7 protein-coding genes, 1 other RNA gene and 1 other annotated feature are annotated in these 12,239 nt (G+C 42.4%); all 8 genes read right to left on the bottom strand.

Annotation, left to right across the window (positions count from 1 at the left end):
• Window positions 1-18: 18 nt before the first annotated feature.
• Window positions 19-1,440, bottom strand: a complete 1,422-nt coding sequence (locus RBB56_RS16590) for an aminopeptidase (protein WP_306722198.1) — start codon at window positions 1,438-1,440, stop codon at window positions 19-21.
• A gap of 138 nt (window positions 1,441-1,578) precedes the next feature.
• Window positions 1,579-3,999, bottom strand: coding sequence for a phenylalanine--tRNA ligase subunit beta (pheT, locus tag RBB56_RS16585; protein WP_306720068.1), 2,421 nt, complete (start codon window positions 3,997-3,999; stop codon window positions 1,579-1,581).
• Between the two features lie 246 nt (window positions 4,000-4,245).
• Entirely contained in the window at window positions 4,246-5,265 is a 1,020-nt protein-coding gene (gene pheS / locus RBB56_RS16580) for a phenylalanine--tRNA ligase subunit alpha (RefSeq protein WP_306720067.1), read from the bottom strand.
• A 147-nt stretch (window positions 5,266-5,412) separates the two neighbouring features.
• Window positions 5,413-5,658, bottom strand: a binding site (T-box leader).
• Window positions 5,659-5,713: 55 nt separating this feature from the next.
• Window positions 5,714-6,568 carry a YihY/virulence factor BrkB family protein gene (locus RBB56_RS16575; protein ID WP_306720066.1) on the bottom strand — a complete coding sequence of 285 codons (855 nt, stop codon included), beginning with the start codon at window positions 6,566-6,568 and terminating at the stop codon, window positions 5,714-5,716.
• A 135-nt stretch (window positions 6,569-6,703) separates the two neighbouring features.
• Window positions 6,704-9,079, bottom strand: a complete 2,376-nt coding sequence (locus tag RBB56_RS16570; RefSeq protein ID WP_306720065.1) for a SpoIID/LytB domain-containing protein — start codon at window positions 9,077-9,079, stop codon at window positions 6,704-6,706.
• Between the two features lie 245 nt (window positions 9,080-9,324).
• A non-coding RNA gene (gene ssrS / locus RBB56_RS16565) (6S RNA) lies at window positions 9,325-9,516 on the bottom strand.
• A gap of 82 nt (window positions 9,517-9,598) precedes the next feature.
• Window positions 9,599-11,401 carry an aminopeptidase P family protein gene (locus RBB56_RS16560; protein WP_306720064.1) on the bottom strand — a complete coding sequence of 601 codons (1,803 nt, stop codon included), beginning with the start codon at window positions 11,399-11,401 and terminating at the stop codon, window positions 9,599-9,601.
• Window positions 11,401-12,066, bottom strand: a complete 666-nt coding sequence (gene deoC / locus RBB56_RS16555) for a deoxyribose-phosphate aldolase (protein ID WP_306720063.1) — start codon at window positions 12,064-12,066, stop codon at window positions 11,401-11,403. The genes RBB56_RS16560 and deoC overlap by 1 nt, the downstream gene beginning before the upstream one ends.
• Window positions 12,067-12,239: the final 173 nt, after the last annotated feature.

Below are 12,239 nucleotides of genomic sequence, written 5' to 3'. Positions count from 1 at the left end.
CATTTCTTTCTAAAAGGTTTACAAGGAAGCATTGTTAAGAAATGCTATATATCCTCGTTTCGCTTCATATACGTCCGCCTTGCTCGTAGCTTCCCAAGGCGCATGCATATTCAGTACAGCTACGCCGCTATCGATAACATTCATACCATATAATGCGAGTATGTAAGCGATGGTTCCACCGCCGCCAAGGTCTACACGTCCAAGCTCCGCAGTCTGGAAGTTCACCTTTTCTTTGTCGAAGATTGCTCTAATATGTCCCAGATATTCCGCATTGGCATCGTTGGATCCGGACTTGCCACGAGAACCTGTAAATTTATTGAATACCATACCATTTCCTAAATATGCCACATTCTTCTTATCGAAACTGGAAGCAAAGGAAGGATCGAAGGCACTGCTCACATCGGAGGAAAGCATACAAGAGGATGCCAGGCATCTTCTCACATTCAGCTCACTGTATTCTCCCGCAAGGTTCATCACCTCTGCTACTGCGTTTTCAAAAAACCGAGACTGCATGCCGGTAGCACCTACACTGCCGATTTCTTCTTTGTCCACGAGAATACAGCAAGCAGTTCTATCTGACTGCGTCACCTCCATCATTGCCTTAAGGGAAGAGAATGCGCAGACTCTATCATCTTGACCATAGGCTAAGATCATACTTCTATCGAAGCCCGCTTCTCTTGCCTTACCCGCAGGAACCACTTCAAGTTCTGCAGAAATGAAATCCTCTTCTTCCATATCATAATTTTCTTTCAAGATAGCCAAGATTCCCTGTTTCACCGCATCCTTCGGCCGTGATTCCTCTTTGCCGTTTTCCACCTGGTTCTTATCAATAATAAGAGGTTTATTTCCTATGATAATATCGAGAGCTTCTCCTTCAATTACTCTGGATGCCTTTTTCTCAAGCTGCTCTGCCGCAAGATGAATTAAAAGGTCGGAGACGAAGAATACAGGATCGTCTTCATTTTCGCCCACATTGATTTCCACCGTTGTTCCATCCTTTTTCACAACAACTCCATGGATGGAAAGGGGAATCGTCACCCACTGATACTTCTTAACACCACCATAATAATGGGTATCGAGATAAGCGAAACCACCTTCTTCATAAAGCGGATTCTGCTTAATATCCAATCTCGGAGAATCCAGATGTGCACCGAGAATATTCATTCCCTCGGCCATCGGCTTATTTCCCAGACGGAACATAACGATCGACTTATTCATCCACACTGAGTAAACCTTATCTCCTGCCTTTAATTCTTTGTTCTGCTTCATAAGAGACTGTAATTCTTGATAACCATCCTTTTCAATGGTATTTACAATAGTATCGATACATTCTCTCTCTGTCTTTCCATTATCCAAAAATTCCATATACTCTTTGGCATGAACTTCTAATTCCTCTAACTGCTCTTTACTATAAGTATCCCAAATATTCTTATTTTCCATATTCTGTAATGGCATCGATTGCTGCCATACCTCTCTTTCTTGTATTGTTTTAGGTAATTACGAAACTTATACTTATTATATGTGAAACTTTTGCAGCTTATCTGTTTCGTAATTACCTATTTTTATCATCCATCTTATTTATTGACGAAGCTCAATTCCCATGCCCTCAAGTCCATTCAATATCTTCTTCATAGCCGCACTCACATCTCCCTCTTCTAAGGTTCTGTCCTTTGCACGGAACGTAATGGAATAAGCCACTGACTTGAAGCCTTCTTTAATCTGTGCCCCTTCATAAATATCAAATAACTGATATGACTCCAGAAGCTTGCCGCCTCGTTGTTCAATCATTTCTTCAATCTGTCCTACCAGGATATTCTTCGGAACTACCATACTGATATCGCGGGATACGGCAGGATATTTCGCAATACCTTCGTATTTTCTATCAAATGTTGCGAAGGGAACTACCTCGGGCATATCCAGCACTGCCACATACACCTTCGTTCCAATATCGTAGTTATCGCATACCTCCGGATGTATCTCTCCCAGATAACCCACAATCTTTCCTTCATAGACAATCTCTGCCTGACGTCCGGGATGAAGGAAGGACTTTCCTGCTTCCGGATTATAAGCTACCTTCTTATTCATGCCGATACTGTCAAAGAACTCTTCTACAACACCCTTCATCGTAAAGAAATCACCCTCGCCATACATACCGAGTGTAAATTGCATTCTCTCATCAGGAAGCTCCGTCAGAGGAAGGGATTTCGCTACATAAATATTACCAAGCTCATATAATTTTACATCTTTATTTCTTCTATTATAATTCGTAGCAAGACTGGTCAGCATTCCATTTAAGGAAACAGTCCTCATAATCGAGAAGTCCTCACCGAGAGGATTTGCTATGGTAATTGCTCTTCTCAACTCACTGTCCTGTGTAATTAATAACTTATCGAATACTTTCGGACTTTCAAAGGAATAGCACATTCCCTGCGAAAAACCACAGAATTCTGCAATATCTCTCGCTTTTTGTTCAATGCGTAATTTAAAGGGGAGCTTTCCGGTTGTAGCCTCACCGCGGGGAAGAGATACAGGAATCTTATCATATCCATAAAACCTTGCCACTTCTTCCGCGATATCTGCAAATCCTAAAATATCCTGACGGAAGGAAGGAATTATAAGCATTCCTGTTTCTTCTACGTAGGTAAGCTCAATCATCCCGAAAATCTGGAGCATTTCCTCCCTCGAAATATCAGTGCCTAATAATTTGTTAATTTTCTCCGGCTCAAACTTAATCTGTACTTTTTCCTTGACAGGCGCACATACGTCCACAAGTCCGCTCACCACTTCTCCGCAGCCCAGCTCCTGTATCAATTGACAAGCCCTGTTAATCGCAGCCTCTGCATTGTTCGGGTCAAGCCCTTTTTCAAATTTGCTGGAAGCATCGGTGCGAAGTCCGATCCTTTTGGCTGATTTACGAATATTGGTGCCGTTAAAAGTAGCTGCCTCGAATAAAACTGTTTTCACTTCATCCGTAATTTTAGAGTTCTCGCCTCCCATAATTCCGGCAATACCTATTTCTTTCTCCGCGTCACAAATCATCAGCACTTCTTTATCCAATTTTCTCACTTGACCGTCCAACGTCTGGAACTCATCTCCATCCTTCGCACGGCGGACAATAATTTTATGTCCCGCAATGGTATCCAGATCAAAAGCATGCATCGGCTGACCGTATTCTTCCATTACATAGTTCGTAATATCCACAAGATTATTAATGGGACGAATGCCGCTCGCTGCCAAACGTCTTTGCATCCATTTCGGTGAGGGACCTATTTTAATATTAGTACAGACTCTCGCCACATAGCGGGAACACAAGTCAGGATCCTGCACCTCAACGGATATATAGTCTTCTACTTTTTCGCCATTCTCCTGCACTACGATTTCAGGTATAAGGAAAGGCTTTCTGTAGGTAGCCGCCGCTTCTCTTGCAATACCGAGTACACTATAACAATCTACACGATTGGATGTAATCTCATATTCAAATACGGTATCTCTAAGGCCTAAGACTTCGATAGCATCCGCCCCGACAATCACATCATCTTCGAATATATAAATACCGTATTCCGGCGCTTCCGGATACATTTCCCTGGTCGCTCCGAGTTCTTCAATCGAACACATCATACCGAAGGAAGGAATTCCACGCAGCTTTCCCGCCTTAATTTCAATTCCACCTGCCGGAAGAGCTCCTCCATCATGTCCTCCTGCTACCTTGCCTCCGTCAAGAACTACCGGTACCTTATCGCCTTCCTTCACGTTGGGCGCACCGGTAACAATTTGAACAACTTCATTTCCTACATTTACCTGACATACGATCAATTTATCCGCATCGGGATGCTTCTCAATCTTATCGATTTGTCCCACTATTATCTTTTCCAAGTTCTTATCTAACCGCTGATAGCCTTCTACCTTTGTTCCGGACAATGTCATCGCATCACAATATTCCTGATCGGTGCATTCTAATTCCGGTACATATGCTTTAATCCATGATAATGCTGTATTCATCTTCTATTCTCCTTCATTTTATGATACTAGGGTCAAAAGATCATATGTCTCATGCTTGCATGAGAAAACATGACTTTGTGACCCGCAAAACATGAGAAAGTAGCCCGAATAGGGCAGATTTCGAATGTTGTACCCTAACTTGAGTTAGGGTTGGGATTGCGAGAGCACAAAGTGCGTAGCAATCCGTAGGTATCATGAGGCCAAATGCCTTTTGACGCCCTATTATTTTATGGGTACCAGGTAACACTAGAACTGCCTCAAGAAACGGATGTCGTTCTCGTAAAGCAGACGCATATCATCGATCTCATATTTCAGCAACGCAATACGTTCCAGACCTACACCGAATGCAAATCCTGTATATTCTTCCGGATTAATACCGCTCATTTCGAGAACATGCGGATGTACCATGCCGCAGCCCAAGATTTCAATCCAGCCGGAGCCTTTACAGAAACGGCATCCGTTTCCTCCGCATTTATAACAAGAAACATCCATCTCCGCACTGGGCTCTGTAAACGGGAAATGGTGGGGTCTGAATTTCACCTTTGTGCTTTCTCCGAATAACTCTTTTGCGAATTCTGCAAGGGTTCCTTTTAAGTCTGAGAACGTAATATTTCTATCAATAACCAATCCCTCTATCTGATGGAAGGAAGGAGAATGGGTAGCATCCACCTCATCGGAACGGAATACTCTTCCCGGCGCCAACATACGAATAGGCAGGTATCCTTTTTCCATTTCATGTACCTGCGTAGGAGAAGTCTGCGATCTTAAAAGAATATCTCCGGTAATATAGAAGGTATCCTGCTCATCCTTCGCCGGATGTCCATCAGGAATGTTAAGAGCCTCGAAGTTATAGTAGTCCCTTTCTATTTCAGGGCCTTCCACCACTTCATAACCCATCCCCACAAAGATTCGCTCCACTTCCTCGAGTGCGATCGTATTCGGATGGCGATGTCCCACATTTTGTTTCTTCGCAGGAAGCGTCACATCGATCACTTCTTCTTTCATTTTAGATTCACGAATCATACGTTCCATTTTTACTTTGTATTCTTCTAATACTTTTTCAATCTCTTCTCTTGCCTCATTGACGAACTGTCCAACCTTAGGCCTCTCTTCCGGGGCTACGTCCTTTAGGCTTTTTAAAACTGCGGTAAGCTCACCTTTCTTTCCAAGGTAGCTCACTCGAATCTCATTTAACTTTTCCAGTGCATCACTTGACTCAATTTGTTTAAGGGCTTCTGCCTTAATTTGTTCTAATCTCTCTCTCATGATTTTTCCTTTCTCTATTCAATTTACCGCGTGGTCGCGCACCCTAGCCCTGATCCTTTTGTTCCATGCGCGTAGCTGCGCATTCTTATGTAATAGGAGCACTTTCCCATTACATAAAAAACGTCCCCAAACACTACTAAATGTAATGTCAGGGACGAAATTATTCCGCGGTACCACCCGAATTCCTGTTAACACAGACTCTCTTCTCACATAACGCGTGATTAACGTCCTTCACTACTTCCATCTCGATTGCTACGGCAATCACAGATAGCTGTTCATGAGGCTGCTCCGGTGGGAATCTCAAGTGACATTTGAACTGGGGGAAGCTTTCAGCCGATGACTTCCTCTCTCTGACAGAAAATGTAACTCTACTAACACCTTCATAGCATTTCTACTGTTATTTTATTACAACCACTCTAATTAACTGCCTTTTATTGTATGGAATCTTTCAGCGATTGTCAAGTCCCTTCTTTTTCAAAGGGCCAAACAAGAACTGATAAGCCGGGCCAAAATACCGATTGATAAAGGCCCCTATCATAATGATATACATACACATATACATCCAAAGCATAATAATAACGATGGTCGCCAGATTCCCATAGGTATTGAAGTCATTAACTCTTGTCACATATATAGAAAAAGCCCAGGAAAAGACATTCCACACGACCGCAGAAAATACAGCACCGGGAATCTGCCAGGTAAAACGCAGCTTTTTATTCGGTATATAAGCATAAATCATCGTAAATCCTAAAATCATAACGGAGAAGGAAAACAGCAGTCGAAAATGCATTAAAAAGTCAAATACCTTTTTGCTCTGGGGAATACTTCTTATCACACCGGCTACTAATGCGTTACCAAATACCATCACAACAAGCGACAATAGAACAACAAGAAGCATCAATATCGTATAAAAAGAAGCAATTCCACGGAGCACCACATAACTTCTATTCTCATCCACATCGTTAATTTCATTCAATCCCCTAATGAGGGCCAGCATTCCTTTTGCCGCCGACCAAAGCGTAGCGATTGCCGCAATCGAAATTACACCTGCCGACTGGTCATATACATCTCCAATAATCGATACAACGAGGGAATCCACCATATCCGGTGTCATCTCCGTAATAAATCTCATAAGAGCAGCCTCCGTAATCGAAGTATACGGAATGATGGCACAGAGCAAAACCAGCATGGGAATTAAAGATAGAAATAAGAAAAATGCAGTGCTGGATGCAAATGCACTAATATTTTTCCTATTCGTCTGTCGATTGAAATCTCTACAAATATAAATAACTCTTCTTAACATCTTTTTATTTACCGCCAATCTTATTATATAGACGGCGATTTAATCGCCGTCTGCACCGAGCCCGGTCGCTTTGCGACAAAACACTACTTCGTGCGAGTGTGCATCCGCCGGAGGCATCGATATATCCGGTGTTTTTTAATCACCGGATATATCGTAAGCATTCTGAATCTCGCACGATTGATAGAAAAAGGAAAGAATTTCTTTCGCATCCAATCCTGCATTCGCCATGGCCTTGGCACCATTCTGAGACATACCCACTCCATGCCCATAGCCGCCACCGATTAAGCTATATCCTACCACAATACCGTCCTCTTTGCCAATAGTAAGAACCATGTAAGCGCTGGGAAGCAGGGTCGGCGATGCTATCTGGCTGCCATCCTGTCTTACCACCATACTCTCTCCATCATTGAGCACATAACGGATATTATGCTCCGAGATGACTTTATATGTATTTTTCGTACCCTCAATAATAAGTTCATCGGCAGCACCTCCCGATGTTCTCTTCTCAATATATATATTTTTGATATCGCCCAGTTTTTTTACAGGCTGTGCCACAAAGCTCCCGCTCTTTTCCTTCGTCAGAATAAGTTTCTCATTGGCCTCATAACGTTTTTGGAGGATAGACAGAATCTTCTCTGTATCGATCTTCGTCACTTCATAATTCCATCGATACCAAGCCTCTTCTCTTTCATAATCGGAATCGAAGGTCTGACCGATGAAAGAAGAAAAGGTATCCTCATCCATCATCGCTTCTCCAGTATACGTTCCCTCTTCCCTTCCTATTCGCACGGGTACGAGATAAGACAAGTCTTCCGGTGTGTCCGATTTCCATATATTGCTATCCGCACCAAAGCCACAGGAGGTGGAATAATAATAAGAACCACATAAACTTTCTCCATAATATAATAGCTGACCTGTGGTCTCTTTTACTGCTTTTGTCGTATCCGCATGTTCCGAAATATTATTGTATACCTGGTATCCGGCGCTATCGTCCACATGAGCACCGAATCTGGCGATACCGGAACTTAACATATGTCGATAGGCATATGTTCTGGCACATACTGCCTGAGCCTTTAATGCCTCTATCGGGTAAGAGGCCGGCATCTCGCTGGGAACGACCGAATATAAGTATTCCTCCAACAGCACTTCATTCACGATAACAAACCCATCCGGCGCTTTTGTTATTTCCATTTTCCCACGATAGGAAGGCGTTCCTTGTGACCGTTCCACGGACAACAAGCGGATTCTGCCCGTAAGTGCCAGAGGTTCTACGTAAATGCGCTCTCCTCCAAGGTATTCGCTTCCTTCTTCGATAAGTACTTTTTCTCCTGCCTTATACTCCTGCTTTTTCGGTTCCTTGTAATCGCCATAGGTAATTACAAAATCCGTATCCGCCGTCAACTCCACCTTTTGATGATATGCATTGGTAAAGGAGGTATTCTTTATGACAATACGAATATTCTCCATGGCTTCCTGTCTCGTGACAAGCCCTGCACAAATGGAGCCATCTTCCAAAACAAAATCCGTAAAATTATAGCCAATGCTTAAATCCTTTTGTTCCCATTCTTCGAGCTTTCCATAAAGCTTATAGATTTTCATCCCATCTCTAACCGGATACTTGCCGTATCCTTCTATTTCAATTCCCTCTTCCGAAACACTTAATAGCTTTCCGCTTAGCTTCTCTTCTTTTACCGTCACCGACTGCAGCTTGCCATCCGCAAATTCTAAATCCGCAACCTGCTCTCTGGCAGATTCTTCTGCCCGTTCATAGGCAATCTTAACTTCATATCCTTTTAGAAATACTCTTAACTGCTTCTCCCTGGCCTCCATAATCCACGCATTTACCAACTGATATCCCCGGCTCACCGGTTCATAAACCGTCAGAAAAACATCGTCTTTTCGATAAGCCTTCACTGTCTGATATTTATACTGCAAAAAGGAATCGGAGCGAAAAGAAAACGCCCCTTCTTCCGTCAGCATTTCTCTGCTGCCAAAAGTATTTCCATCCTGATCCGTCACTTCCTCGCCGCTCCCAAGCACAACTGAAGTTACAAGCATAATCTCAGAATTCATCTCATAGGCAATGAGAAGTCGCTCATAAAAGGAATACCAGTCCTCTTTCAGAACATACATCTCCTCTTTATACTTCCCTTTATATTCTTTTTCACACCATTTGGTAAGATCCCCAATCACATTTCCCTGTTCATCTTTCCATTCACCGCTCCCTTTCTTAACGGATATTTCCTGAACTAACGTTAAAAACTGTCCGTATGTTAAAAGGGCATCTCCTGCCGCATTCCTCTCATCTATCGAATCCGCATTTTCCTCCCATAGTGCCTCAGCTAATATCCTGGCATCTTGCAACCTTATATATTCTCCCTCAGGCTGTCTGACAATGCCGATGCATAAACTAACGACTAATATGTATCCGACAATAAGTATGCCTATAATACAAAACAGCGTTTTTAGAAATAACTTGTTATTTTTATCCATTAAAAACTTTTTATTCATTAAAAATCTCCCGGCCAGTACCCATTATGTATTCTGCAGTAACTATTCAGCAGGTCTGCGCATTTACTGCGCGGACCGTAAGAAAACGCGGAATAGCAAATGAAAATCCCATCACCGGAGGTGATTTTAATGGATTTTCACAAAGCAATCTTTGCTTTTGTAGCTGTGAGGGTACTGAACAGTTACATTCTGCATTGGAAAAAAGCAGCCAATACGGCTGCTTTTTTCATTCGTAGAATCCTACATTTATCCCCAAAATGCCGATTCTTGTACTTTGACTCCTAGCAATGCTAGGTGGGTGACCGCAACCTTACTTTTGCCTTCCCCTCCAATCCTCTTGCGAGTGGGGGCTTGACAGCTATAAGATGATGTAGGAATCCCGTTTAAAGTATCTGTAGGTTCAAAATAACAAGAGTTGTCGAACATTTCAGGTTAATAATATTATATCCAACCCAATCATAAAATACAACAGCTAATTTTCCATTTTACTTTTCTAAATAATGGAAAGCATGGATTTTTCTATATTTTTAAAGGCTTTGTCACTTCCTTTAACCATTCCTTTTCTTCCTCTGTCAGATACTCCTTTGTTCTTGTATATACTTCTTCATGGTATCTGTTCAGCCTTTCTATATCCGCCGGCTGCATATATGCCGTATCAATAGCATCCCTATCGATAGGAACGAAGGTAAGGGTATCGAAATACATGAATTGCCCATCTGTATTTTTCTCTCCCTTTCTCACTACGATTATATTTTCCGTACGGATACCATGACTGCCCTCGATATAAACCCCCGGTTCATTAGAAATCACCATTCCCTCTTCGAGCACTGCATCCTTCATTCCCGGTGCATACCTCCATCGTATGCCTTGAGGTCCTTCATGAACATTCAAGATATAACCGATGCCATGTCCGGTTCCGCATTTGTAATCAATGCCTATATCCCACAGGGGCTGCCTTGCCAGGATATCCAGATTTCTTCCTGTACAACCATATAAGAACTTAGCTGCCGTAAGCTGCAGCATTCCTACTGCCACCTTCGTAAAATGTTTCTTTATCTCCGGATCGATTTCACCGAGAACTATGGTTCTTGTTACATCGGTCGTTCCACCCATATATTGTCCGCCGGAATCCAGCAGCAGCATTCCCAGCGCTTCGATTTTTTTCGCACTCTCAGGCGAAGCATCGTAGTGCATCATTGCCGCATTTTCCTTATATGCGCTAATCGTCGGAAAGGATAAATCGAGAAATCCATCGATTTCTCTTCGCAGACCATCCATATATTCCGCTGCCGAAAGCTCAGTTATCTCTTCTCTTCCCACATTCTTCTTCAGCCAATAAATAAATTTAATAACCGCAGCGCTATCCTTAAGGTACACCTTTTCCATATGGGAAAGCTCTGTCTGATTTTTTACCGCTTTCAAGCTTTCTGTAGGGTTATCACCAGCCTGGCACTCGGCCCGCTGCGTCAGAATCTTATATAAGGCATAATTTAAATTGCCTTCATCCACAAATACCCTGCCTTTATAATCATATCTTTGCAGGAAATCTGTTACTTCTTCATAATCTCTGATTTCAATCAGATTGTCCTTCGCATAACGCGCGAACTCTTCTGTCACTTCCTCTTGTTGTATAAATAAGTAAAACTCATGAAGTGTAATAAAACCATAGGATAACGCCACCGGATTGCAAGCCACATCTTTTCCTCTGATATTTATGAGCCACATCAAATCATCCAGTTTACTTAACATTAGGTATTCTGTACCTGCTGCCTTCATAGCCGCCCGTACTGCGCGAAGCTTTTCCTGCATGCTCTGTCCGCTGATTTCCTCCGAAAGTACCATCACTTCATGTTTCGGTAAGTCCGGTCTTTCTTCCCATAATCCATCCGCCACGTCCTCCGCATAAGCGAAACGAATATTCCTATCCTTTAGTTTTTCTTCCAGCGACTTTCCTTCTTTAGTACTTACGACCCTTCCATCGAATCCAAGCGTCTGCCCATCTCCCATATTCGATTGCAAGAACTCCGGAATATCCGGTACACCTTCTTCGAACATGCGAAAAAGTGTGATTCCTGTTCCTGCCAGCTCTTTCTCTGCCTGAATGAAATATCTGCCGTCCGTCCAAAGCCCTGCCGTTTCAGCTCCTATAACGAGGGTTCCGTTCGAACCTGTGAAGTTAGAAAAATATTCTCTCACTTTAAAATGGTCATCCACACTTTCGGAACCATGAAAATCCGAAGTGGGGATCATATAATAATCAATCTTCTTTTCTGCCATCTTACTGCGTAAAGCGGCAAGACGTCTCTGAATTCCCTGAGCCATCAATATCCTTCTGCCTTTCCGCCGCCTAGTATGCTTACTGCGGATGACGTGCCAATGCGGCTGCAGCCTTCTCCTAAGAAAACTTCCAAGTCTTCTTTCGTCTTCACTCCGCCTGCTGCTTTTATTTTCACATTAGGGCCGATATTTTCTTTGAACAACTTCACATCTTCTAATGTAGCACCGTTTGTCCCAAATCCCGTAGAAGTCTTAATATAATCAGCACCTGCCGCAGTTACCGCTTTACACAGAGCAATTTTCTCTTCCTCCGTTAAATAGCAAGTCTCCACAATGACTTTTAGAATATGAGAACCACAAGCTTGCTTTAACGTTCTTATCTCATTTTCCACTTTTCTGAAATCGCCATTTTTCACATCGCCGATATTCACCACCATATCGATTTCGGAAGCGCCATCTTCTATCGCCTGATTCACCTCAGCTACTTTCGCCTGCGTTACACTGTAGCCTAATGGGAAACCGACTACTGTACATATATTGACCTTCTCTCCATAAGTATCGTGAATGCGTTTGATATAAGATGGAGGAACACATACAGAAGCAGTATGATACTCCATCGCTTCTTCACACAATACCTGTATATCCTCCCATGTGGTAAATGCCTTTAACTGCGTGTGGTCTATATACTGTAAAATTTGTTCGTTCGTCATAATCTCTTCCTCCGTTTTCTTTTTTCATCCTGTGATTATTCTAATATGAAATGATAAAAAAAGAAAGAGGCATTTGTTTTTTAGCCATACAATATACTGTTAACAGATATCTTTTTGCTCTATTTCACAAAAAACATTCAACTATATCTATTTTTATAAGTATTTTTATGCTA

This window comes from Kineothrix sp. MB12-C1 (assembly GCF_030863805.1).
Taxonomy (GTDB): Bacteria; Bacillota; Clostridia; order Lachnospirales; family Lachnospiraceae; genus Kineothrix.
The sequence above is the reverse complement of the archived record's forward strand: the minus strand, read 5'-3'. Positions and strand labels throughout refer to the sequence as shown.

Excerpts from the sequence above, each read along its gene's own strand:
- RBB56_RS16590 (WP_306722198.1), bottom strand. The coding sequence starts at position 1,440 with ATGGAAAATAAGAATATTTGGGATACTTATAGTAAAGAGCAGTTAGAG.
- pheT (WP_306720068.1), bottom strand. The coding sequence starts at position 3,999 with ATGAATACAGCATTATCATGGATTAAAGCATATGTACCGGAATTAGAA.
- pheS (WP_306720067.1), bottom strand. The coding sequence starts at position 5,265 with ATGAGAGAGAGATTAGAACAAATTAAGGCAGAAGCCCTTAAACAAATT.
- RBB56_RS16575 (WP_306720066.1), bottom strand. The coding sequence starts at position 6,568 with ATGTTAAGAAGAGTTATTTATATTTGTAGAGATTTCAATCGACAGACG.
- RBB56_RS16570 (WP_306720065.1), bottom strand. The coding sequence starts at position 9,079 with ATGAATAAAAAGTTTTTAATGGATAAAAATAACAAGTTATTTCTAAAA.
- RBB56_RS16560 (WP_306720064.1), bottom strand. The coding sequence starts at position 11,401 with ATGGCTCAGGGAATTCAGAGACGTCTTGCCGCTTTACGCAGTAAGATG.
- deoC (WP_306720063.1), bottom strand. The coding sequence starts at position 12,066 with ATGACGAACGAACAAATTTTACAGTATATAGACCACACGCAGTTAAAG.